The sequence below is a fragment of the Psychrobacillus sp. FSL K6-1464 genome, from assembly GCF_038003145.1.
In the GTDB taxonomy this organism is placed as follows: Bacteria; Bacillota; Bacilli; order Bacillales_A; family Planococcaceae; genus Psychrobacillus; species Psychrobacillus psychrotolerans.
The window spans coordinates 705731-729417 of the sequence record NZ_JBBOOP010000001.1; the positions used below are offsets into that span (position 1 = coordinate 705731).

Consider the following 23687-nt stretch of genomic DNA (forward strand, 5'->3'; position numbering starts at 1 on the left):
CCAGATAGGAGAGGTTTCTTGAATAAAAGATATAGGATTTTGATTATCTTATCAATCATTCTAGCAGTTTCATGGATAGCTGTATCTTTTTTTAGCCAAGATAAAAAGACTGCTCAAGAGTTTGCAAATAAAGTCTTTTCTTATCCACTTCCTTCAAAAACAAAAGTGCTTGAACAAGGATTTGATTATGGAGTTAACTACGGTGGAGGACCATGGGGCAGTGGGGGACGACCAACTGTAGTTGTCTACCAAAAGTTATATTCTGAACTTAGTGAAAAAGAAGTGTATGATTATTATAAAGAACAAGAAAGAGGTTTCGAAATTTACTTTGAAGGCGACGAAGAGATTCAAGAGACCTTTATTGGTAAGAAAACTTGGTATGAAGGAAAGACCCATGAGAATCTACATACCAAAGATAATACCGGAAAACCGATAGAATTCATTATCCAAGTAAGAAAAGAATTTAATTCTGCTTTCGGAGATTTGGCTAGATAGTAAATAACAAGGAGAAATGGTACTGACTACCCTTATTACTCCTTATTCAACTAAAGGGTGCTTTACTTCAAGAAGGGGTAAAGCCTTTTTTCTTATTGAACTAAATGGACAGCTTAGTTGAACAATGATAAACAACTACAAAGGGGTGAAAATATATGATTACTGCCTCTCTACTCATAGGAGGGTTTTTAATGCCTATCTTGTGTGTTATATTTTGTTTAAATTTGGTTTCTATATTGAAAAAGGTTAAACACGAAGAAAAAACTACAGTCAATACTTTATGGCTTACAATATCGTTTACTCTGATTATGTGGAGCATTGCAATGTTAGCAGCAGCAGGCAAGTAAAAAAGATACCAATATAAAATGAGCTTGGAGATACATTTTCCAACTCATTTTATTGATTTGGAGAAAAATAAATAAGTAATTTTGTTTCACTAACGGGTGCTTTACTTCAAGAAGGAGTAAAGCCTTTTTTCTTATTGAACTAAAGCGGCAGTTTAGTTGAATAAGAACTGAAAAGAAAGGGGCTTTATAAATGAAATATTTATTATATGAATTGCATTTAGCTCAAAATATGGATGGCACGAACGATGAAGAATAGGATAAATTAGATAATCAGTGGAAGGAAAATGCAAAAAAGTACAAAGAGGTATTCAATACATTATCTGATAGATTGCCTCAAGATATTTTTAATCGTTTTAACTCTTGGGGGTTTCACGATTATAGACTTATAAAAATGGAAATTGAACATAAAAGTCTCCTTCACTCAAACGTTCACTTAACTATTTCTAGTGACGATGTTTGGATATTGAGTTTTGAAAATGTCTCTTTTTTTCAATTTCAACATTTGAATTATGATAATGATAAACCTATTTACAATCGTGAAATAGATGACTGGTTGTATGAAGAATTATTACCAATTAACGAATCAACATTATCATTTGAAGTCGTTTTGTCATCTGGAGGAAATATAATGTTACACTTCCCAGATAAATCGGTTTCGATGAAAAAGTTAAAATAGCTACTGCGTTTTTGTTCAACTAACGGGTGCTTTAGTTAACAAGTGGCTAACATAGGGTAGCTTTTTCTTATTGAACTAACGAAGCAGTTTAGTTGAATAAGCAAGTATATATGGATGCTCTATGTAGGAATAGTTCAAGTACAGATAAGTGTTTTGAAACCACCAGAAAATTCAATCGTATATTAATTATTGATTTTTGGAGGGAGATGTGAGGGTGGGAGATATAATTATAGGTTTTATTATAATTATTCCATTATATGGGGTGTTAATCTGGAGTTATTTCAATCCAAAAGAAAGTTTATTATGGGGAAAACGGTGGATGTACCAAGAAGAACCTGAAATTTCTGATGGTGCAATTCGTTATATAAAAGTTGCATCCTTAATCAGTGTTATAGGAATGACGTTTGTTATTATTATTTTAATACTTACACAAGATTAGCAGGCGATTCCTCAATAAGAACATAGCTTTGTTTTTATTCAACTAACGCCGCAGTTTACTTGGAAAAGGAATCTCGTTAGAATGGGTTCAAAAAAATCTATAAAAGAGGTGAAGAAATGTTTGCTTATAAGTATAAAAGGTTAATGGAGGATTTTATAAATGAAATAATTACTGTTGAAGATTTTGAACATGACTACCTATATACATTTAAAAATGAGACAGAAAGAATGGGTAACACGCTATTCGAAGTCTTAAATGGAGTTTTTGAAGCAGTTGATTGTTATTGGCACGAATGCCTTCCTGGACAAGAAACTGCCTTTGAAATTTCCGAACAACAACTAAGAAAAGAAGTAAGTGATGCATTGGTTAAATTAAATAGTTTATTGAATAACCCTTAAAGTTTTTTTGAACTAACGTAGCAGTTTAGTTAAATAAGGGGGTATTGTATGATTTGGATAAAATTAGCATTTTTCGTATTGATTGTGTTTGTTTTAAATATAGTAGTTAAGTTAATTTTGAGGAAAATATTAAATATAGAGAAAGAAAAAAAATCCTTTTTTTCTTACAATCACATAAACGGATTGCATAGAAAAATTGATTCGGCTATGAGATTTACTTATATGATTGTATTTATCGTTATCAATAGCCTAATCATAATTAAAGATTACCCGATAAACTTGATACTAATTGCAGTATTTTTCTACATTTTATTAGATTACGCAATAAGGGCATTTTTTGAGTATAAATACTTAGAGAACCCCAAACAATATATTCTAACTATTAGCGAAGGGGTATTATTTTTACTTACCATTGTTATAGTTATTAAGTTTAATTTACTTGATTTACTTATTAGATTATCTTAATTGAGTAAGTCATCCTTGTTGTACTAACGGGTGCTTTACTTCAAGAAGGAGTAAAGCCTTTTTCTTATTGAACTAAAGAAGCAGGTTAGCTAAATAAGGGTGAAGCATAAATCACAAAAATACATTTTTGAAAGAGGGATATTATGAACCACTATCAAATTGTAAAAGAAGTAATTAATGATTGGGACCCAATGTGCCTTTTACGTTACACATCTGAGGATGAATATGATCCAGAAATAAGTCTCATTGTATCGCACTTACCAACTGCATCTGTTGATAAATTAGCTGGAGTGATACATGTAGTCTTTGGTGAAATGTTTTCGAGGAGTAGAGTACCTTCGATTGATAATTGTTATCCAAGTGCCTTGAAAATTTGGAACAAAATTTATAATAATAAATTTCCAAACTTAAAAAAACGATATTAATCAAAAGCAATATTATTAAACTAAAGGGTGCTTTAGTAAAATATAGAGTTGGATAATACGGCTCTTTTTTTGTTCAACTAAAGCCGTAATGTCTCTAGGCAAACCATAATATCTTTGGAAAAAGGACGTTATAATCCTTCAATCACATTAGCATTTAAGTTAGCTCGTTTATTTAATTGTCATATTGAAGATATTTTTATTTATGAGGAGGACCATCAATGAAACACAATAGAGCAATTTTTTTAATTTTAGGTTTCATTATGCTAATAAATGCACTTCTAATTAATGGTGTTTATATTTTTTCAGGTAAGTTTCCAGAAGGATTAATGGCAGTTGCTTTAACGATTATGGCGTTCTGTTTAGCTTATTTAGCACCCCACTTTTCTGCAAAAGATGAGCGGGCTCAAAAAATCCGTGAACGTGCAGTATATATTAGTTATTTTTGGGGTATTGGTTTTGCCGTTATTTTAATGATTATTTTCAACCCTACATCGTCGCTTAACCTTGCTGCTTTTCAAGTATTAACACTATTCATGGCATTATATATTTCTACTGTCTTTTTAAATATGGTTTATTATGCAAAAAAGTATTAAAAACATTGTTAACGTTGCCAAATAAAAGTTTGGGAGTACATTAAAGCCAATAAAATCACTTTACAATATGTTGAAGCCAAAAATAGATAATGTTACCGAGCATAAAGGAAAAATAGAGTCTTTGGAAAAACGGGTAGAGTTGCTTGAAAAAAGGTTAGATAATCAATAAAAATTTGCTGTTCTTTATTCAAGTAACGGGATTAAACTAACGGGTGCTTTACTTCCATAAGGAGTAAAGCCTTTTTCTTCTTCAATTAAAGCAGCAGTTTAGTTGAAGAAGAAGGTTTTTTTGAGATTGTGTTGAATAAGTTAATATATGTAAATTATAGAACAATAGGGGTGCTTTACTTCAAGTTTGGGGGTGGCACTTTTTTCTTGCCCAAACGTAACAAATTAGTTCAATAAATGAAATATTCATACTTAAAATGGGGTGGAGAAAGTGAATACAACAGATTTTGAACGGATAAATAGAAATAGAAAAAAGATATTTACGTTTACTTTAATTTGGATGGTATTGCTTGGCGGGCTATTATTTCCAATAAAATTTGTCCAATTTATCCCAATATATATAGGAATGCTCGTTGCCTATTTTTATATTGCTTACATGTTATTTGGCCTATATGAAAAACGTCCTCTAGTAATGATTTTCTATGCATTTATATTTAACTCCATTGGTCTGTTATGGCGTGTTCTTTTAGAATGGGGAGAGTATTCAATGATTAGGGATTTGACTATATTGAATGTGATGATTTATCTTATTTCGATTCCACTTTACATTACGCTAGTCTATTTAGTGATACAACGATTGATTGGTAGAAATCAAAATAAAGTGCATAGCTAAAATAAATATATAGTTTTTCATATTCAGCTAACGGGGGCTTTAAGGGTAAGCCTTTTTTCTTATTGAACTAAAAGGGTAGGTTAGTGAAATAAAGGGTAAAACTAATTAGATATAAATTAGGAGAGTACAATGAAAATCTTTCTAGAGTCAACACTAATTTTAGTTATAGTCGTATTTGTTAGTATCATATGGGTAATTCTTTGGGGAAGTATATATTTAGAGATTGGCATTGATATTGATGAAAGATATGGTGGAATGCCTTATGTCTCTATTCTTATTCTGTTTTTGGTGCTATATAAAAATAAATTGCAATTTAGCGGAAGGAATAAAGGAAAAGATAGAGAAAAACTACCGAAATTGATTTCTAAAATACTTATTTTCACTGCAATTAGTCTCTTATTCTTACCGCCAGTACTGAGTTTCTTCTTCAACTCCCATGAAAATTAAAATCTTCGATTTAGAGAAAAAGGCAATACGAAATCTGACGCAGCTCAATAATTTTTTAAAAAAGTGCAGCGCCTAAATGTGAATTAAATTGTGGGTTGGACTAGGAGGCATTTGGTTCAGTGATTGTCACGTTGTAACCTAAGTTTTCAAGTCTTCGAACAGAATATCGTACAATTGATTGTTCTTTTTGTTTGTCAAAGTAATCTTCCCCTAAGTCTACGTACATTTCTTTGCGAGTTAGGAGATAATAGCTGATTCTTAAAATGGCATGAGCCACTGATATCCCTGCACGCTTTTTACCCTTTCTTGATGCAGTACGCCTATACAAGGCTCCCAAGTAGGTCTTGGATCCTCTAACAGAATGAGCTGCTTCAATTAACGCCGATTTCAAGTACTTGTTTCCTTTTTTCATGTTGGTTGATTTCCTCTTGCCCGCACTTTCATTATGTCCAGGTACTAATCCTGCCCAGGAACATAAGTGCGCTGAACTGGGAAATTGCTTCTCCACATCTGTACCGACTTCGGCTAAGATTTGTTCAGCCATTCGAGTGGCGATGCCAGGAATGGAATCCAATCGTTCTATATCTTCTTGATGGGAGGATAACCTAGTAGCTACCTCTTCGTTTAATAGTTCAATCTGCTCAGTTAGAAATTCTATATGGACTAGAATGGTTTTTAACATGAGACGTTGATGTGGATTGATATACCCTCGAAGAGCTAGTTCTAGTTCACTCTTTTTCTTCTTCATTGATCGGCGGGCAAAGCTGGCTAATTTCTCAGGATCATTTTCGCCATCGGCGATAGCCCGAAGCATATCAAGCGACGAAACACCCATGATGTCGGAGACAACGGAACCGAGTTTGATATTCGCTCCTTCTAAAACCTTTTGAATCCGATTATGTTGTCTCGCACGCTCTTCAATAATACTTCGACGGTATCGAACTAACTCTCGCAATTCCCGCTGATTTCGGTCTGGAATAAAACTTGCTTTAAGTAGACCATGACGAAGAAGTTTGGCAATCCATTCGGCATCCTTTACATCGGTCTTACGACCTGGTACTGCTTTCATATGTTGAGCGTTCACTACTAAAAACTCAATGCTCTCGGCTTCTAGCAAGTTAACAATAGGCTTCCAAAATACACCTGTACTTTCCATTGCTACGTGAGTACAACCATGCTCCTTAATCCAGTCAATTAACTGTAATAGAAATACAGTTTTAGTGGAAAACGTTTGAATCTCCTTTCCTTTTGGCGTAATAATACAAGCAGTAATGGAATCCTTATGGACATCCATCCCACAAGCACGTTCAATGATTACTTCCATTGTAATCATCCTTTCTACGGCAAATAGTATTGGAGGCTGGTGCAATAACCAGAGTAGGATTAATCTCCCATGAGTGCTTCCCGTAAGGGAGCGACAGTCTGTGATGCACCGTGGTCGTTGGAGTCAGACTAACGGATGGGCTCTATGGCACCATAGTTCATCGACCTTCCTCTCCCAGCCGTAGTATCCTATACCCAGGTTTTCACATTTTCATTCTCTGTGGTGTAGCGCTGATTTTGCGCTACATGGATGGCTAACGGGTGCTTTAGTAAGGTGCAGTTTAGTTGAATAATAATCTTAATAAGGGGGGATTTAGTGTTTAAGAGAAAAATATTGGCATTTATTTGCACAGCTATAATATCCGCACCTATTATTGGATTGTTTTTTATGCTTATAGAAGGGAGTACAATACGGGAGTTACCTGCGTTAATTGCCTTTACTAGTATATATGCAATTCCTGTTATTCTTTTATTTGGGATTCCTATATCAATTCTCTCGGATAAGATGAACAATCGTATTGAAGGCTATAAACGAGTATTCTTTTCATTAATTGTTCATTTATTTTTTGGCACCAGCTTTGTAGTATTATTGATTTTGATTCTTGATTCAAGGTTTATTTTTACAAATTTCAATGCGTTTGACTCATATTTCTTAGTTGCATCAACACTTATCTCATTAATTGGCTGGGGTATGGACGAGATTTTAAGAATATATTTCAGGAAAAAACAAGAGACTTAATTATGATAAGAGTAATTCGGAGGTTCTTCAACTAACGGGTGCTTTACTTCAAGAAGGAGTGAAGCACTTTTCTTATTGAACTAACGCAGCAGGTTAGTTCAATAACTACATAAGTAAATTCACAGTGAGTTAGACTAGGAATCGATTGGAAACAATTTATATATGTTAATATTAAAATACTGATAATTGAAACTATTTGTAGCTGTAAAACGTATAATAATGTATTGAGGAACGATGGAAGCGATGACTGAAATGAAAGGGGGAAAATGTATGCATTGGGTGATGTGGGTTATTTGGGGCTCCGTAGCAGCTTTAATTTTAGGAAGTTATCTAGTGGATGTTTTGACTCGAAGGAAATATAACTTAAATAAACAGGAAAAGACTTTAAACCAGAGTTCGGCTGAAGCAGATGCTCTTCGAGAAGTTGGTCGGTATAACAATCAAAGTGGAACGCTTTAAATGAATGAACGGATTTGATAATTTAATCAACGGGTGCTTTACTCCTTAATGAAGTAAAGCCCCGTTATTTCAATATGAAACAGTAAGGTATTCTTCCACAATCCGACCCGATTGTGGAAGTTCGTTATTTTTAAAGCTCCTTTAGTTAATAGGAAAAGCCCTACGATATCTCGTCAGATAACCACACCTATTATGTACGGTTATCTGTAGTTTACTATTCCATGCTTACTCTTGCTTATAAAAGTCATAATAAAATTGAATATAAGATTTCCCAAGTATTATTGAATAATCTAGGTTCCATCCCAGTTTTTCATTATCTGACATAGGCCCAGCAAAGATTACATTCTCAATTGTTTCACCGTTATTGAACGTATAACGATCTAACATTCGATCCACAACATGTTCCTCTTTCTGAAACCCTTCTGTGTGACTAATGATTTTGCTTCCAACCTTTAACGGGAATGGAATTGTTATTGTACTGTCATCTATAGTATAAACAATATTGTCCTTTGTGACAGCCATCGTAAAATCACTTGCTTTATAATATGAAACTTCAGAAGTAGAATGATTAATATTACCTTTCCAGTGATTTTCTTTTACTGGGTTATATACACCAGACGCATATGAATCAATAACTTGATAGCGAGAGTATGTAATACCTTTTAACGGATTTAACGCAATTAATGTTGGATCTTTCAGGATTGAGATTGGTACATTTACTATTTTTTTGGTTGAAAGTTCCGTTGAAGGAACAAATCCTGTAACCCCTTCTTTACTTGTAACTAATGTAAGACCATTGCTTGTTGTAAAATAAGTCTTAACTTCCTGTCCTCTTCCTAACGTAACCGCTCCACTATTACCATGTATCGCATAATTTGGTTGTCTAGAGGCAATTACCGTTTCCTTTATGTATTTGGTTTTTGGATTCGGTAAGCTAGCAACATAATCTTTTGCTACATACCCTGCAAAATCATAATCATGTCCCCGATATCTTACTTGTACATAGTCACCAGAAAAGTCCTTTACTATTAATACTGTCTGATAGGGAACACGATGCAATGTTTTAGCATTCGCATTTGGGGCTGCCTTAATAGATACCCCCCCTTTAGAGGAAACATAGACAGTTTCTCCATTAATCAATTTACTACCTGATACCTTTTCTATAATATCCCTTGGCAATTCCTTATAAACGACTAAATCCGTTAATTGTACTCGATAGCCACCACTCATCCACAGATAGGTATGCTCTCCGACAACTTCCTTACCATAAACACGAAAATAATTATTTCGTTTCACTACCATCGATGTAAAATCACCAGAATCTTTAACTTTCTTATAAACTTTTACATCTTTTGAGAAGGTCATTTTCCCTATTTGCCCTTCTACAATTTCGGATCCATCCCAAATAAACTTTTCACTTGCCGAGGCTTCTTGGGAATATATACAACTAAATAGTACAATTAAAGCAAAAACAACTTTTTTCAATCTCGTCACATCCTAATATTCTCAATTATTTTATAGTACCTAAAAACCATTATCTAGTATAGTAGATCACAGATAAATAGTACATTCATTTTTTTCTTTGTTAAACAATTCTGACCACTAACCTCTACAATCTGGCCAGTTTGTAGAACAAACTATTATGGTAATTGTTCAACTAAACTGCTGCGTTAGTTTAAGTGCATTACTTCACAATCTTTATAGTTACGTTAACATAAATATCCAATGAAAAATCAACTAACCTCTAAGAAATCTACAGAGGAGAGATGATTTTAATCAAACTTTATTACAAATTATCGGTCTTTATTAATAATAATCAATCTTATTTAAAAAGCTACAGTTTGATGTTTAGTTATCGAAATAATTGCTCACAATGTTATTAATAGATTCAAAGATAAAGCTAATGAAAGGTAGTTGATAATGAATGATAAATTTGTGGAATTAAGTGCCGAAACCTTCTGAATACTCGCCTTGCAAAAAGCAATAGGATTGATATTATCTATAAAAAGGAAGAGGTAGAAAAGATGGATAATTACTGGAAAGTCAAAAAACAGTTACCTAATATACTGAATCAGAAAGTAATCGATAACTTTTTGCTGCATTTAAAACTCGCTAATCGAGGTCAAGGAACTATCATCCAATACCGAGAATTTATCACTCTATTTTTTAGTCAGACGAGTGAATCGTTTTCCTCCCTTACACCAAAGGATATTTTAGACTGGTTCACCAAAAACCAAGAGCATATTAAAGAAACCACATACAGATTTCGCTTAAGTATACTTTCCTCCTTTTACAAATTTTGTGTACAAGAAGCGTATATAGAACAATCGCCAATCATTAGTGGGGACCTCTCTATGCTTCCACAACCTTTACCACTCTATTTTGAACGTGAAGAAAGTGCAAAAACACGCAGTCTTGCCAAACTAATCTCTTTGAGGAATCAATTATTATTCGAATTCATGTTAACGACTGGTTGCCAAGGAGAGGAAGTAAGTAGACTTAATCGAAGAGATCTTGATATACCCAACCGAACAGCACGGGTGGTGGGTCAAGGTAGAAGAATTCGGTACGTACATTTTGCAGACCAGTGTGCTTATATGATGGGGAAATATATTAATGGTCGTCGGTATCAAGCACGTACGCTTTTTACTAACTATACAGGGAAACGTCTTAGCGTAAGCAGGATACACAGAATAGTTAGAACGATTGGTGTGGAGGCGGGCTTGAAGATAAGGTTGAAACCACACCAATTAAGTCAGATATTCTCTACTGAGTTATTAGCAAGAGGTATGGAGATTCCCTTTGTAAGAGATGAATTGAATCGTGGACCTATCAAAAGGAAGCAAATTTATACCCAACACTCCAACCGTGAAATTATTACTTTATACCACATATTTATAGGGTAAAAAGGTATCTTAATTGAAGATTTATATACATGAAGCGAAAGGCTATTAATCCAACAGTTAAAGAACCATCTTCTAATGTTAAAAAAAGAGCGGAACTGCTAGTGGTTAATTTCTCAGTTAACACATTAAAAATAATAAAAGAGAAGGGATACTCAGTCCAAAGTGTGACGAGTCCAAAAACATATGCGCAAATCAACGTTGCTCCCTATTGACATGTATTTGTCTCAAGTGATCACTTAGATGAATTTTATCTTCGTTATCTACCTGAAAAAGGATTAGTTCAACATGCTTTAATATCATCTATTATTAAAGATTTCGGCTATGATACTATTAGTATAAAACTGCTAGAAGAATTAGATAAACTTGCTAGAAGCGAGAAATTAAAATGGTAGGAACTCACAGATGATCTATATATCAGAGAGAAAGTATGGAGAGGTAGTTATCACTACATCTCTACGTTGGAAGTGAAATAAATATTTAATCTAGACTATTGTTAAATGCTCAGTAAGTCACATCAATGATGAGTTACCAACTGACAAGAAATCAACGTAGCCTAGGGAGTTCTACTTTGGGATATGATTAACAAAATACAAGAATCTTAATTTCTTTAAGAAATTAAGATTCTTTTTTTAGTCTATACAGATTTAAATATAAAGTAAAGATTTATAAAATAATATTTTTTCCATACAGGGATATATTTAACATTACTCAGAAAAGGGGAAGAAAGTGAAAAAGATTAAGTTTTTTTTCACAAACATTCATGTGGTCTTCCACATCCCAAGTAGTTCGTCATAGTGAAAAGAGCCTTTGACAATCTACTTGGAAGAGGAGAGATTAACCCATGGATCATGGATGTTGTACCAAAAAAATGTGAAGGGTGATTGGCTTATATAAAAAGTGATAGGAGGCTTTATATTTTATTCATTACTATCTATTTAACTAATTTTCTCCTGTTCTAGTAGTGAAAGAGTCATATTATTCATTCTTTTGTTTCGTACATAATGCTTAAATTTGAGAATATTATAACATAATACTTTACCTATTGATGATAAAAGTGGAATATTATAACTATTGATACTTAAATAGAGGGGGAGAAGAATGTTAGATTGTGAGTCATTTTTGCAAACTAAAGAATATCGTCATGTGGTTATTTTTGGGCAGTTGATGAGGGCAAGCTTATGAAAGTATTAGATGTAGATTTATTTCAAGAAGGGTTACATCGAAACATCACCATGTTAACTAGGTTAAGTACTGAAACGAAAGCAATCCTACTCGCAGTGGAAGGTTTAGTTCAGATGGAGGAACAATTAAAAGGAGAAGGGGGAAATGCCATTCGTTCCTTTTATGAGGAATGTCATTTACCATTTCTTCAATTTTTCCAGTTGTTTTCGGAACATTATCAACAAATTCTTCATCAAATGGAAGCAGCACTTCACTCACTCGAACCTGATTCTTCCGGTTACATACTTGAATCATTTCTAGAGGGAGAACTAGAGCAGGGTCTAACAGAAATCCGCCAACTGACCGCTAACTTGACGGATGAGACAAATAGCATCATGGATCAGGTGAGCGATATTGTCAGCCTGCCGCACTTAGATGATAGCGGGGTTCAAGAGGGAGTCATTAGTTCTAAGAGAAAACGCGATTATACCATCTCGCAACTTTATGAATTTGATGTAACACAAACGAATGCACTGCATAGCATTGAACAGGATATACAGACAATGGAAACTTGGCTGACTGAATTAGAAGGAATGTTTGAAACTGGACTAACTGATATTCATTTCCAAACAGAAAATTGGGGAGTTTTGACTTCTGCAAATAATTTAAAGACCGATTTGGTCTATCGTACAAAATTGGTTGCCGAACTTCCCACCATATTAGATGTAGATAGTCAGATCACAACTATGCTCCAAACATTTTTAGCTGGGGCTGGTCCATTCAAATATGGCTATCGTGGCTTTATTAACATACAAAATCCTTTTGTGGGTACTGATATGATTGCCTTATCCTGTACGAGAATAGAGGGAAATGGGACCAAACAAGAAAAAATAAACACCAAGAAAAATAGTAATATTCTACAGGACTTAGCTGACTTGGGCATAGGTGCTGTAAGGTCTATACCTTCATTCTTTACAGGGGACTTTGGTACAAAAATGGTCAAAGAAGCGGAGAAAATAGCTCCTAGACAATCTTATAGTTTTGAAAATGTCCAACGCTTTTCAAATAGAACAGCTAATTCGGCTCTTTTAGGTATACCGGCACAACTGGAGAAGAATGTTACAGGTGAAATTTCACCTTTCCAATCTCAAAGAAAGTTTGGTGAGGGTGGTGGAACGGACGCTTTAGCTAATATGTTAGGATATTTAGTTCCAGGGGTTGGAATCGTAAAAGGTATTCGTGGCACTGCTTTAGGGGCAAAAGGCCTTAAAACTGGGGCATCTACTCACAATATAAGACAATTAGCTAAAGAAGGTGCTACTGTTGGAGGCTCAATGTCTGGTGTTGAAATTGGAGGTCGTGAGCTACTAAATCCAGAGGACACTAATTGGAAACAAAATGCTTTGGAGTTAGGTTTGAATGTTGGGGCAGGAGCAGCACTTGATCCTTTAGTTTCATTGTCAGTACCTATTGCCAAGTCTTTGCAAAAATCACTAAATGATAAATCTATTATGAAGGCAGTGAATAGTTCAGCAAAGACTGGTGAAGAAATACCTAAGGTTTCAGGTGTTCCAGATAAGAAAGTAGTCGGGGGAGGTAAAATATCAGTAGATGAATTTTTGAAAGAGATGGCTGAGCTTCCTCATGCAAAAATTACTAAAAAAATAGAGGATGGAATAGTAAGTATACCTAAAGGGAAAAGACCAAATACTGAACTATATTTGACAAAATCAGAAATAGAAGCACATTTGTCATTGTTTGATGATGGTGTAGTAAAGATTCAAAGCAAAGAATCGTTTGATAATGCTGTTAAACTTTATGGAAGTAATATAGGAGATCCAAAAACCGGTACCTATGTCCTTCCTCAAAATATTGTAGGTAAAGCTATAAGCGCTTCAGAAGGAAATCCAAGGGTTTTGGAGAAATTATTAGGCTTAGAACCTGGTTATTTAGGTGATACTCCTGTGTTATTAGAAATAACAAATGCAAAGAATATTAGAGTACCATCAGGAAATGAAGCAGGTGCCTGGCAAGGATACTGGGTACCAGGAGGGTATACAGATGGCGGGATTCCAGAAGCTGTTACTGATCAAATAAAGGCAAGTGATTATATTATTTCTAGTGTATACTAACATATATAAATAAGGAGGTAGAATTATGGAGAAAATTCATCGGGGTGATGGCTTTGCTATTATTGAAAACGAAGGGACTTATCAAATTTCCTGGCCACAAGGACCATACAATGAACCCGTCTTTTATCCAATTACAAAAGAAGTGATGGAAAAAGCATTTAATTCCGATCAGGATGCATATGAAGTAAAGGTTTATGCGGAAACGGGGCAGTGGCCATCCAATGAAAATGAGGAATTAGAGAGTAAGAGAGCTTTTGTTCGAAATTTTCCAGAACTACTCCTTCAAATTCCAGATAATCAAAAATTATTTACTGAAGAAGAGCTAAAAGTGTTACTTCCTATAGCTAAGAAGACTTTATAATAATTTCTTGTTGGCTCTAATTTCATTAAGAATGGATCACAGACAATTATTTTTTAAGACAATAAAATAAATCTTCCTAAACAGCTAGTTGACACTATTTTACTGTTAACTGGCTGTTTATTTTTGTTTGCATAAATTAGTAATCATTATATTCTTTGGGAGATTATAAACGACGTATATAGTGTGAAACATGTTTTTGTTACAGGTAACGTTAGATGGAAAACAACTATCAGTTAGATACAGTCAGATAGATTAATTAATATATGTAATTATTTTCTTCTAGTTTATTACTTTAATTATACTGTATCATACAAAATGTTCCTCTCTATGTATGGTTTGAACCTTCAAGATTTGGGTTATAGACCCTAATAGAGTTAATAGTCTGAGCGGATAAAAGAGTTACGAAAAAAGAGGGAAACACGAGCAATGAATTTTAAAACGGTACGATTGGTAAAAAGTATGATTACTTATCTCGATGAACGAAAACATACAGAAGATAACTTAGTCATTTCTACAATATACTTTATTTTCTCAAAGACAGAACTCCGCTAATTCAATAGATAGTAAAGTCTATTACGTACTTGTGATTTACACAGGTATAAAAATTAATAATACTGTTTTTGGAAAGGAATTATCATGAAAAATAATTTAATTATTTCGATGTTGTTGTTAGGACTGTTGACTAATGGATGGGCAGTATTCTATTTTACTTTACCATTTTACAAAGAGCTAATAGTAATTGGAGCTTTCTCTCTTCTTATTATGGCTGTGATTAATGAACGATTTGTCTTTTTATATGCGATTACGATATCTCTAGTATATGGAGCTTTTCTTACAGCTATTTCTTTTGCACAGCAGTTGTCTGGAGAAATACAAATACAGTACATATATAGCCATTTATTATTTACTAGCTTTCATTTAATATATTGGATAATGATGAATCTATTAAAGAATATTGGTTATCAAAACAGTGAATTGAAGCAGCAAGTAAAACTGCTTCAAAAGTATAGAAAAGTTACAAAAGTTTTAACGCTCACAGAATTTAAAGACCAGGCAGAATGGCTTTTAAAATCGAGTACAAGAAACCAAGAAGAAGTTTATTTTTTAAAATATATAGTGGATTATCCGAAGAAAAAAGTTAAACAAAATTTACAAGAGACACTTGAAAAAGTAGCTCTTCAAAGTATACGTCAAAAATATGATCTCGTATCAAGTGAGACAGGATCTATTTATCTCTTGTTGAAGAACACAAGTCTGGCAGGAACTGAAGTTGTTAAAGAACGCTTTTGGGAAAAGAGTCACGCAGAGCTGAATTTCGTCGATCCTCCTTTTAAAGTAGAAAAAGAGCAGGTTAGGGATATAGAACATCTTAATCAGTTATTGGGTCAAAACTTATGAACAATATCATTTTGTTAATTATGACTTTTTTTTGGTTATTATTAATATTTTATTCCGTACTGACACTTTCTGGTGTATGGTATCGAATTACTTTCAGAAAACCTAAAAAACTGGAAGTTTATCCGAGTGTCGCTCTGTTAATACCTGCTCATAACGAAGGAATTGTTTTAGAAGATACATTAAGAGCCATGGCAAGGTTAGAATACAAAGGGAAACTAGATATTTACGTTTTGGATGATAACTCACAAGATAATACAGCAGAAATTGCCCAAGAATTTTCTGAAGTGTTTTCTAGAATCCATTATATCCCTGTTCCAGTTAGTTATCCTTCAGGGAAATCGAGGGTATTAAATTATGGATTAAGCATTTCAAGTTCGGATTATTTCATTGTTTATGATGCAGACAATGAACCGGAGGCAGATGCTCTACAATTACTAGTAGAAGTAGCGGAGCAAACAAAAAAAGCGGCTGGGGCAGTTGGTTATGTGAAAACGAAAAATGCACATGTTAACACTCTAACTCGTATGATTGGTTTGGAATTTCAAGTGTTCCAATTATTAATGCAATGTGGTCGTTGGAAATTTTTAGGGTTAGGTTCCTTAGCGGGTACCAACATGCTACTCCGAAGAAGTGTCTTAGAAGAACTTGGTGGATATGACGTTCATGCTTTAGCTGAAGATGCGGAATTGACGGTTCGCCTGAGTGCTAAAGGATATGTTTTACCGGTAGTTCCTACCTCTAGAACATGGGAGCAGGAGCCGGAACTATTGAAAACGTTTATAAAACAACGTACACGCTGGTTAACAGGGAATATTTATTTGTTGGAGAAATCCTTTAAAGATATTACCCACTGGAAAGGAAAGACGTTCTTTCTCAGTCTGCAACATGTCTTGACTTATCTTTTATTTGTTATAGTTTTATTATTTTCAGATGTATTCTTCATCATGAGCGTTTTCGGAATGGAACTGCCAAATATGAATGCACCTTTACTTATGCTTTGGTTCATGAGTTACATCGTTTACACAGCTCAGCTATTAAGTGCTTTAGTAGTGGACAAAAACGTGTCCCTTAAGAATGTCCTGTTTATCTTCATCATGTACTTTACATATGCTCAGTTGTTCATCATTCTCCTAATTCGTAGTTTTTCCGTATATTTATGGAGTCGAATTCGTGGGGAAACGATAGCTTGGGATAAAACGAAAAGATTCAAAGGAGGGAGCTGATGCCTCTAAAAATTAGAGTCTTGGTTTTAGGTGCTCTTATCTTGGGAGGTTGTTCAATGGGATCTGTTCAAGAAACCGTTAACGAAACTTACATGAACGATCAGAAACTCATTCATGCTTATCCAAATGAAAAAACATCGGACTATTTATCCGAGAGTATTGGACTTTATATGGAATACTTAGTTTTGATAGGTGACAAAAAATCCTTTCAGGAGCAATATGAAATTCTAACGCAGCAGTTTATAGATAGACAAGCAGAGAATACTTTTATCCAATGGCGGTTAGATGAAGAAAGCAGAACAAATGCATTGATTGATGATTTACGAATCATTAGTTCATTAGAAAAGGCAGCAGATCAATTCGATAATAAAGTGTATCGCAAGTTAGCGGAAGAACTAAGCCAATCCATCACCAATTTGCAAAAAAGTAATGGTTTTTCAGTAGATTTCTATGATTGGAAGTATCAGCAACCTGCAGAACGCGTTACGCTTAGTTATCTTGAAGATACTGATTTACTTTTAGAGAAAACGGTAAATTTGTTAATTGAAGTAAGTGATATAGAGGTATTCTTTCCAGAATATTATGATGTCAACGAACAGATTTATATGAAGAGTGAAGAGATTCATATGATTGACCAGCTATTGATTGCTATAAACCGATTGAAAGTAGGCGTAAAATCTGAAGTATTTCAAAAATGGATAGTTGCGGCGTGGATAGAAGGTGGTCATATTTATGGAAGATATGACAGGCAATCTCAAGATGAAACGGTAGAATATGAATCAATAGCGGTTTATTATTACCTCCATGAGTACTTTTTATTAATTGGAGAAGAAGTATTAGCCAAGGAAGTTAAAATGCACGTAAACACTTTGGTCGAATCAGATATTTTGAAAAATGCTCATTTTTTTGATTATATTCATTACCAACTACTACTTATGAAAACCAGTTAGTTACTTATTTAACTAAGTAAGTGGAGTTAGAATTCTGGAGAAAATTCATCGGGTTGATGGCTTTGCAATTATTGAAAATGAAGCGAACCCGTCTTTTGTCTTGAAATGATGGGAAAACTTTTTAAGTCCGCTATATGCATATGAAGTAAAATTTTTTATGAAGAAACAGGCCAGTGTCTTTTTAGACAATAATATAAATCCTCCTATACAACCAGTCGGCACTATTCTACCGTTGACTGGTTGTTTAGTTTCATTTGAATATATTTATCATACTAAGCAATATAATTGTAGAATGTTTCTAACTTTACCGAGGAATATTGGTTTTAATTTGAGAATTATCAAGGGGTGCCTTTACGGGACATGCTCATGGTAATTCTCTTTTTTACATTCTTAGGTGTTTACACAGAACCTTACTCGATGATCTAAATATACCTTTAAAGGATTAAAATGGAAAAGCTTAGTATTAATTTATTTTACAATGCCTTCAAAATTAACCTGTCAATGTGCAGAAAAATATAGCAATATAACTTAATATAGTTATTTTGGACCAACTTTTTCCATTTTAAATTATATTATAGTTATGTCTAAAAAGTGATTATACAGCTGGTTTGGATATACATGAAGTCCCGTTCCTAGGCTGAAAAAGCGCGTATGTATGGACTAAACAAGGGTTAATAAACGGTTTGAAATAATATCAATATACTTAATAGACATGTCAGATGCGATTAGCAATTAGTCATCAGATTCTTCTTTTATGTGGTTCACTTACCAAACATTGCTATTAGACAATAGAAAATTCCAGTCTTATACTAATTTAGTAATCTCAAAAAGATTATAGGGTGAAGTTAGTATTCCAGGAAAATACTTCATTTTTGTTATTTCTACATCTGTAGGAGCAACTTCACACAAAACAATATTTACCTATGAGGAGAAACTATTCATGACAAACCAATCGTCGAAATACCGTAAGTTTTTAGCTGGTGCAGCTACTGCAACATTAGTAGCAACAGCAATCGTACCAACTGCTTTGGCAGCAGAGGTAGAAACAGCAGCAACAGACTTTTCTGATGTAGCTGCAACACATACGCACTACGCTGCAATTATGCAAGCTGTAGATCGTGGATTATTTGACGGATACACTGATGGAACTTTCAAACCTGAAAATTCTATCGACCGTAAAGGTGTAGTAAAATCACTTGCGAAATATGTAATCTCTCAATCTGAGTACAAAACTTTCGAAGAGTATATTACTGCTAACAAATTAGTTGAAACTGTAACACCATTTAATGATGTTCCTGCAACTCACGGCGATGCAGAACTATTTAACGCTTCTTTAATCGTTAAAGATTCTGGAATCTTCAGAGGAAGCAATAACAACCTTATGCCTGCTAACAACATTACTCGTCAACAAATGGCGCAAGTACTTGTTAAAGGATTTGATCTAAAGGATGTTGCTGGAGTTGAGTCAAAAGTTACTGACACAAAAAATGCACAAGATCAATACGTTGAGTATATCAACATTTTATCTGAAAACGGTGTAACTGCAGTTACTACATTCAACCCAACTACAGATGTAAAACGTGGACAAATGGCTTCATTCTTGAACCGTTCATTTGATGTGGCACACCCAGAAGTTGATAACTCAACTCCAGAAGTTGTTTCAGTAAGTGCGGTTAATGCAAAAGAAATAGCTGTTACATTCAACAGCGCTGTTGATGCAACAGATGCTGCAATTACATCGAAATATGCTGTTGAAGGTGAAGTTATCTCTAACGCAGTAGTTTCAGAAGATGGAAAGACTGTAACTTTAACAACAGCTGATGAGTTAAAAGTATCAAATGCTAAAGTTACTGTTTCACCAATCAAAACAAAAGAAGATGCAACAGTACTAACTTCAGAGTTCAACAAATTGCTAACATTTGCAGATACAACTCCTGTTGATGTTAAATCGGTTGAAGCAAAAGGAACTACAGCAGTTATCACTTTTAATGAGCCAGTACAAAGCGAAGGAACTGTAAGCTTGGATGGTGTTCAACTTGCATCTCCTGCTCAATATACTTTTTCTGGTAAAACTTTAACAATTACAGGTTTAACTGCTGACAAGTCTTATAAAGTAGATGTTGTTGGAGCAACTGACTTCGCTAACAATATTTCTAACCCTATAGCTGTTAACTTCACAGTAGCTCAACCAGTAGTAGATAATTCAAACCCAACTGTATCTACTACAGTTAACGGTACTGAAATCACTTTCGATTTCTCAGAAGAATTGTCTAAACAGAATCTTGATACAATTGCTGGATTAAATGAGTATGCAAAAGTAACTGTAGGAACTACTGAATTCTTCTTAACTGATGCTGATATTAAAGATGCTACTGATAAAACTAAATTCACTGTAGATGCAGTATCAGTATTGGGTGCAGCGAAATTTATGAATACAAAAGTTAAAGTAGAAGGCCAAAAAGACCTAGCTGGTAATGCTGGTGATGCATTTGAATTTGATGCTACTCTAGCTAAAGATACAACTCCTGCTACTCTTTCATCTGCATCATCGAAATTGTTAGTAGCGGATGATACAACTGTTACTACAGACGAAGATGCTTTATACCTTACTTTCAATGAGCCAGTAAAAGTTACAGGTGACTTAACGCTTAATACTAAGAATGGTATTGTTTATACAACTAGTAATGTATTAGCGGTAGATGAAGTTGCTGGAACTGATATTGATGGAAACGGTAAAGTTGAAGGTTCTGAGTTAAATACTGTTAAAATCTCTCTAGATTTAGATAGTAATTCAACTTACTCTTTCGAACTAGCTGCGGGAGCAGTAAAAGACTTAGCTGGAAACGCGAATGCAGATACAATTACATTTAATGTTGCATCTGGTACTTTCCAAGCTACACCTGGAACAGTTACTGCTTCATTAGTATTTGGCACTACACCAGTTGTAGTAGATGCTACTAACAATAGAGTATTCACTGTAGAATATGCTTCGGATGTTACTTCTTCTGCAACAACACTAGCTAACTACACGCTTGGAGGAAAAGTACTACCTGTAGGAACTCAACTTCAGTTTGTAGATGGAACTAAAAAGGTAAGAATTACATTACCAGAAGCTTCTATTACTGCTAATGGTAGCTACGTTCTTGAAGCTAAGAATGTTGTAGATACTAAAGGTAACACGCTTAAAGAAGGTAAAGCTACAACTCAAGTTAGCCTAAAAGAAAGTGTTACTCCAGTAGCTTCTAAAGTAACTGTAGTAGATAGCAAAACATTTACTGTAGATTTCTCAGAAGCAATTGCTAACCAAGCTACTGTTACTGGTTTATCTGTTAAGATTGCTGATGCAACAGTAGTACCTGCTTCAGCTGTAGCAGCTAACGGCAAGTTAACTGTAAAGACAACAAATGACTTTGCTTTAACAGATAACATTGCGGTTGAGTTTAAATCTGCTAACTTATTTGATGCTAATAACAATAAAGTTAAAGACGGTTCTGTTTCTAAATAATTAGCTCTACCCCTTAAGTAGATCGGGTTCTAAAAGAATGATTGAATGAGTGTATGCCTTGTGGAGAGAAATCTCTGCAGGGCTTTTTCTTTTGCCTTTCATATCCATAGTGATTGTCTTTTTACCTATTTATAGGAAAGAAATTATCACTTCAAAGGTGGAGTTAGGTTTATTCGGATAAGTCGATTTAGTGTTTTTCAATTTCCATATAAGAATGACGGTCTTTTTGTGATTTGTGCAATATATATAAATCTCTGCAACTATCTCTAATACTCCCTTTTAGATAGTTGTTTTTTAGTTGCATAACATGACATATATTGTCCTTTTATTATTGCTAATTCCTTCCAATTCAATAGACATAGCCTATTCTCCTGTTTATTATTATTAAGTTAGAATATTTGAGAGGTGGAAATAAGATGAAGAAAGTATTAGTTTTAATAGCTTTATTCCTGCTATTAAATGGAATATTTCCTAAACAATCAGTTGATGCTGCTGGATCTTTCACTGATGTAAAGCAATATGAGAATGAGATAAGTTTCTTGGTAAACAAGGAAATTATAACAGGTTATAAAGATGGTACATTTAAACCGGAGAATGACTTAAACCGTCTCAATGCAATAATGATGATTCTACGAGAAAAAGGTATTACAGAATTTAGCGCTCCTAATCCTGGATTTACGGATATGACAACAGATACATACGGATACGATATCGTAGCTAAAGCTGTCGATATGGGGTTTATTTCTGGTAAGACTGCTGCAAATGGATCTAAGTTTTTTGATCCAAAAGGAACTCTAACTCGAGGACAAATGGCGAAGATTTTAGTGCTTGCCTATGACTTACCTATAAATAATTCTTATACTTTCAGTGATATGCCAAAGGATGCTACTACAAGTGGTTATATAAGTACCCTGGCGTCAGAAAATATTACAACAGGCTATCAAGATGGTACATTCAAACCAAACGGTAAAATCAGCCGACAACATTTCGCTGTCTTTATGGCTAGACAACTGGATGAATCATTTAAACCGAAGCCTGATTTAAAAGTTAGCTTCATTGATGTGGGTCAAGGAGATTCTATTTTAATACAAGCTCCGAATGGTAAAACGATGTTGATTGATGGAGGTACTAGAGCTGCTGGCTTAGACGTAGTGGCATACCTAAGATCAAGAGGGCTAACGAAATTAGATTATGTTGTAGCGACTCACCCGGATGCTGATCATATTGGAGGTTTGATATCTGTTCTTAACAGTTTTACTGTAGGTACATTTATTGACTCAGGTAAAGTACATACGACTGAAACTTACCTGGATATATTAAATCTAATTGACTCTAAAAATGTCTCTCTTACTATTCCAAACATTGGGGAGAAGTTTACTTTAGATCCTACTATGGATATCCAAGTAATTCACGTAAATGGAGAAGCCACAGACAACAACGATGCATCAATTGTGTTGAAAGTCACTTATAACAAGGTGTCATTCCTTTTAATGGGCGATGCAGATACTAAACTAGAAGCTGAAATTATGGCTAAATTTAATGTGCAATCTACCATATTAAAAGCAGGACATCATGGTTCTAATACTAGTAGTTCGGCTACTTTTATAAACAAAGTAAAACCAGCTACTACAATACTTTCATATGGGGAAGATAATTCCTATGGTCATCCACATACTGAAGTAATTAGCAGGTTAAAATCTGTTGGGTCAAAAATATACTCTACCGCAGAAGCAGGAAATATAACCGTGACAACAAATGGATTAACACATTCAGTATCAGCAAAACCCTGGACAGGCTACGTGAGTTCTACCCCGAACCCAGAAACTAAACCTACTCCAACAATGCCGGATTTAAGTACAGGAACTTACGTTATACCAGGAGCGCCAACTTCTTTCAAAAATTGTACTTCTATGCGTGAATACTATCCCTATGGTGTTAAAATTGGTCACCCTGCATACTCTTTAACTCACGACAGAGACAAAGATAACATGGCATGTGAGCAATAATGGGCGACAAATATACACTCGATCGCGTAGATGATTTTTTTGCTGTATTCCTATCAAAAGCAGATGAAACGAAGCGATTATTAGTTTCTAAAAACCTGATTAAAGTTCCTTTAAGAGAAGGAGATCTAGTCGAGATAGATAAATCAGAAATAGGATATGACATCAAAGTGTTGAAGGAAGAAACTGAAGCTACCAGAGAAAAAGTTAGTTCCCTTCTTGAAAAAATAAAAACTAAAAACAAATAAACATTTGCGACCCTATTTATAAAAGGGTCGCTTCTTTTATATCTCTTAATAATTTCATACATAAGTTAGAGTTGCACAGATTCTTTAGGACCTTTTAATCTAGATTACAAAAATTTCAATAGCCTTGCATAAATCACAATATGATTAAAGACG

Annotated in this window: 23 protein-coding genes and 1 pseudogene; 22 read left to right on the forward strand and 2 right to left on the reverse strand. The window is 34.3% G+C overall.

Going from position 1 to position 23687, the window contains the following annotated elements; all coding sequences use genetic code 11:
• The first annotated feature begins 18 nt into the window (after nt 1–18).
• The 11 genes and pseudogenes from MKX39_RS03505 (at nt 19) to MKX39_RS03555 (ending at nt 5126) form a co-directional block, all read left to right on the forward strand.
• Nucleotides 19–495 carry a hypothetical protein gene (locus MKX39_RS03505; RefSeq protein WP_340768309.1) on the forward strand — a complete coding sequence of 159 codons (477 nt, stop codon included), beginning with the start codon at nt 19–21 and terminating at the stop codon, nt 493–495.
• A 191-nt stretch (nt 496–686) separates the two neighbouring features.
• Nucleotides 687–842 carry a hypothetical protein gene (locus MKX39_RS03510; protein ID WP_340768310.1) on the forward strand — a complete coding sequence of 52 codons (156 nt, stop codon included), beginning with the start codon at nt 687–689 and terminating at the stop codon, nt 840–842.
• A 391-nt stretch (nt 843–1233) separates the two neighbouring features.
• Nucleotides 1234–1518 (forward strand): hypothetical protein, encoded by a 285-nt coding sequence (locus tag MKX39_RS03515; protein ID WP_340768311.1) that lies wholly within the window; start codon nt 1234–1236, stop codon nt 1516–1518.
• 214 nt (nt 1519–1732) lie between these two features.
• Nucleotides 1733–1957, forward strand: coding sequence for a hypothetical protein (locus MKX39_RS03520; protein WP_340768312.1), 225 nt, complete (start codon nt 1733–1735; stop codon nt 1955–1957).
• Between the two features lie 116 nt (nt 1958–2073).
• Nucleotides 2074–2355: a colicin immunity domain-containing protein gene (locus MKX39_RS03525; protein WP_340768313.1), complete on the forward strand. Its 282-nt coding sequence runs from the start codon at nt 2074–2076 to the stop codon at nt 2353–2355.
• A gap of 48 nt (nt 2356–2403) precedes the next feature.
• Complete coding sequence (locus MKX39_RS03530) at nt 2404–2820, forward strand: DUF4181 domain-containing protein (RefSeq protein ID WP_340768316.1); 417 nt, start codon at nt 2404–2406, stop codon at nt 2818–2820.
• Between the two features lie 143 nt (nt 2821–2963).
• On the forward strand, nt 2964–3245 hold the full coding sequence (locus MKX39_RS03535; protein ID WP_340768317.1) for a hypothetical protein: 282 nt from the start codon (nt 2964–2966) through the stop codon (nt 3243–3245).
• 90 nt (nt 3246–3335) lie between these two features.
• Nucleotides 3336–3467 (forward strand): annotated as a pseudogene (locus MKX39_RS03540) (helix-turn-helix transcriptional regulator); the annotation flags it as partial.
• On the forward strand, nt 3464–3838 hold the full coding sequence (locus MKX39_RS03545) for a hypothetical protein (RefSeq protein ID WP_340768318.1): 375 nt from the start codon (nt 3464–3466) through the stop codon (nt 3836–3838). The pseudogene MKX39_RS03540 and the gene MKX39_RS03545, both read left to right, overlap by 4 nt.
• 439 nt (nt 3839–4277) lie before the next feature.
• Complete coding sequence (locus MKX39_RS03550) at nt 4278–4679, forward strand: hypothetical protein (RefSeq protein ID WP_340768320.1); 402 nt, start codon at nt 4278–4280, stop codon at nt 4677–4679.
• 129 nt (nt 4680–4808) lie between these two features.
• Nucleotides 4809–5126, forward strand: coding sequence for a hypothetical protein (locus MKX39_RS03555; protein WP_340768321.1), 318 nt, complete (start codon nt 4809–4811; stop codon nt 5124–5126).
• 100 nt (nt 5127–5226) lie between these two features.
• Here the strand turns inward: MKX39_RS03555 and MKX39_RS03560 are convergent, their stop codons facing one another.
• Nucleotides 5227–6450: an IS110 family transposase gene (locus tag MKX39_RS03560; protein ID WP_277587610.1), complete on the reverse strand. Its 1224-nt coding sequence runs from the start codon at nt 6448–6450 to the stop codon at nt 5227–5229.
• Nucleotides 6451–6765: 315 nt separating this feature from the next.
• Here MKX39_RS03560 and MKX39_RS03565 point away from each other — a divergent pair, with 315 nt between their 5' ends.
• Both MKX39_RS03565 and MKX39_RS03570 read left to right on the forward strand, forming a co-directional pair.
• On the forward strand, nt 6766–7188 hold the full coding sequence (locus MKX39_RS03565) for a hypothetical protein (RefSeq protein WP_340768322.1): 423 nt from the start codon (nt 6766–6768) through the stop codon (nt 7186–7188).
• 270 nt (nt 7189–7458) lie between these two features.
• Nucleotides 7459–7647 (forward strand): hypothetical protein, encoded by a 189-nt coding sequence (locus tag MKX39_RS03570; protein WP_340768323.1) that lies wholly within the window; start codon nt 7459–7461, stop codon nt 7645–7647.
• A gap of 225 nt (nt 7648–7872) precedes the next feature.
• Here MKX39_RS03570 and MKX39_RS03575 read toward each other — a convergent pair whose 3' ends face one another.
• Nucleotides 7873–9132, reverse strand: coding sequence for a hypothetical protein (locus tag MKX39_RS03575; RefSeq protein WP_340768324.1), 1260 nt, complete (start codon nt 9130–9132; stop codon nt 7873–7875).
• A 539-nt stretch (nt 9133–9671) separates the two neighbouring features.
• Between MKX39_RS03575 and MKX39_RS03580 the strand changes: the two genes are divergently transcribed.
• From MKX39_RS03580 to MKX39_RS03620, 9 genes are all read left to right on the forward strand, one after another.
• Nucleotides 9672–10553: a tyrosine-type recombinase/integrase gene (locus MKX39_RS03580; RefSeq protein WP_340768325.1), complete on the forward strand. Its 882-nt coding sequence runs from the start codon at nt 9672–9674 to the stop codon at nt 10551–10553.
• Between the two features lie 1178 nt (nt 10554–11731).
• Nucleotides 11732–13846 (forward strand): ribonuclease YeeF family protein, encoded by a 2115-nt coding sequence (locus MKX39_RS03585; protein ID WP_340768326.1) that lies wholly within the window; start codon nt 11732–11734, stop codon nt 13844–13846.
• A gap of 25 nt (nt 13847–13871) precedes the next feature.
• Nucleotides 13872–14207, forward strand: coding sequence for a hypothetical protein (locus MKX39_RS03590; protein WP_340768328.1), 336 nt, complete (start codon nt 13872–13874; stop codon nt 14205–14207).
• 636 nt (nt 14208–14843) lie between these two features.
• Nucleotides 14844–15605, forward strand: a complete 762-nt coding sequence (locus tag MKX39_RS03595) for a hypothetical protein (RefSeq protein ID WP_340768329.1) — start codon at nt 14844–14846, stop codon at nt 15603–15605.
• A complete protein-coding gene (locus MKX39_RS03600) occupies nt 15602–16828 on the forward strand; it encodes a glycosyltransferase (protein ID WP_340768331.1) in 1227 nt (408 codons plus the stop codon). The genes MKX39_RS03595 and MKX39_RS03600 overlap by 4 nt, the downstream gene beginning before the upstream one ends.
• Nucleotides 16829–16884: 56 nt before the next feature.
• Nucleotides 16885–17778 carry a hypothetical protein gene (locus MKX39_RS03605; protein WP_340768332.1) on the forward strand — a complete coding sequence of 298 codons (894 nt, stop codon included), beginning with the start codon at nt 16885–16887 and terminating at the stop codon, nt 17776–17778.
• A 940-nt stretch (nt 17779–18718) separates the two neighbouring features.
• On the forward strand, nt 18719–21283 hold the full coding sequence (locus MKX39_RS03610; RefSeq protein ID WP_340768333.1) for an S-layer homology domain-containing protein: 2565 nt from the start codon (nt 18719–18721) through the stop codon (nt 21281–21283).
• Nucleotides 21284–21699: 416 nt separating this feature from the next.
• Entirely contained in the window at nt 21700–23289 is a 1590-nt protein-coding gene (locus tag MKX39_RS03615) for an S-layer homology domain-containing protein (protein WP_340768335.1), read from the forward strand.
• On the forward strand, nt 23289–23534 hold the full coding sequence (locus tag MKX39_RS03620) for a DUF3006 family protein (protein ID WP_340768336.1): 246 nt from the start codon (nt 23289–23291) through the stop codon (nt 23532–23534). The genes MKX39_RS03615 and MKX39_RS03620 overlap by 1 nt, the downstream gene beginning before the upstream one ends.
• Nucleotides 23535–23687 lie beyond the last annotated feature (153 nt).

Excerpts from the sequence above, each read along its gene's own strand:
- MKX39_RS03510 (WP_340768310.1), top strand. The coding sequence starts at position 687 with ATGCCTATCTTGTGTGTTATATTTTGTTTAAATTTGGTTTCTATATTG.
- MKX39_RS03515 (WP_340768311.1), top strand. The coding sequence starts at position 1,234 with ATGGAAATTGAACATAAAAGTCTCCTTCACTCAAACGTTCACTTAACT.
- MKX39_RS03525 (WP_340768313.1), top strand. The coding sequence starts at position 2,074 with ATGTTTGCTTATAAGTATAAAAGGTTAATGGAGGATTTTATAAATGAA.
- MKX39_RS03530 (WP_340768316.1), top strand. The coding sequence starts at position 2,404 with ATGATTTGGATAAAATTAGCATTTTTCGTATTGATTGTGTTTGTTTTA.
- MKX39_RS03535 (WP_340768317.1), top strand. The coding sequence starts at position 2,964 with ATGAACCACTATCAAATTGTAAAAGAAGTAATTAATGATTGGGACCCA.
- MKX39_RS03545 (WP_340768318.1), top strand. The coding sequence starts at position 3,464 with ATGAAACACAATAGAGCAATTTTTTTAATTTTAGGTTTCATTATGCTA.
- MKX39_RS03555 (WP_340768321.1), top strand. The coding sequence starts at position 4,809 with ATGAAAATCTTTCTAGAGTCAACACTAATTTTAGTTATAGTCGTATTT.
- MKX39_RS03560 (WP_277587610.1), bottom strand. The coding sequence starts at position 6,450 with ATGGAAGTAATCATTGAACGTGCTTGTGGGATGGATGTCCATAAGGAT.
- MKX39_RS03570 (WP_340768323.1), top strand. The coding sequence starts at position 7,459 with ATGCATTGGGTGATGTGGGTTATTTGGGGCTCCGTAGCAGCTTTAATT.
- MKX39_RS03580 (WP_340768325.1), top strand. The coding sequence starts at position 9,672 with ATGGATAATTACTGGAAAGTCAAAAAACAGTTACCTAATATACTGAAT.
- MKX39_RS03585 (WP_340768326.1), top strand. The coding sequence starts at position 11,732 with ATGAAAGTATTAGATGTAGATTTATTTCAAGAAGGGTTACATCGAAAC.
- MKX39_RS03590 (WP_340768328.1), top strand. The coding sequence starts at position 13,872 with ATGGAGAAAATTCATCGGGGTGATGGCTTTGCTATTATTGAAAACGAA.
- MKX39_RS03595 (WP_340768329.1), top strand. The coding sequence starts at position 14,844 with ATGAAAAATAATTTAATTATTTCGATGTTGTTGTTAGGACTGTTGACT.
- MKX39_RS03600 (WP_340768331.1), top strand. The coding sequence starts at position 15,602 with ATGAACAATATCATTTTGTTAATTATGACTTTTTTTTGGTTATTATTA.
- MKX39_RS03605 (WP_340768332.1), top strand. The coding sequence starts at position 16,885 with ATGGGATCTGTTCAAGAAACCGTTAACGAAACTTACATGAACGATCAG.
- MKX39_RS03610 (WP_340768333.1), top strand. The coding sequence starts at position 18,719 with ATGACAAACCAATCGTCGAAATACCGTAAGTTTTTAGCTGGTGCAGCT.
- MKX39_RS03615 (WP_340768335.1), top strand. The coding sequence starts at position 21,700 with ATGAAGAAAGTATTAGTTTTAATAGCTTTATTCCTGCTATTAAATGGA.
- MKX39_RS03620 (WP_340768336.1), top strand. The coding sequence starts at position 23,289 with ATGGGCGACAAATATACACTCGATCGCGTAGATGATTTTTTTGCTGTA.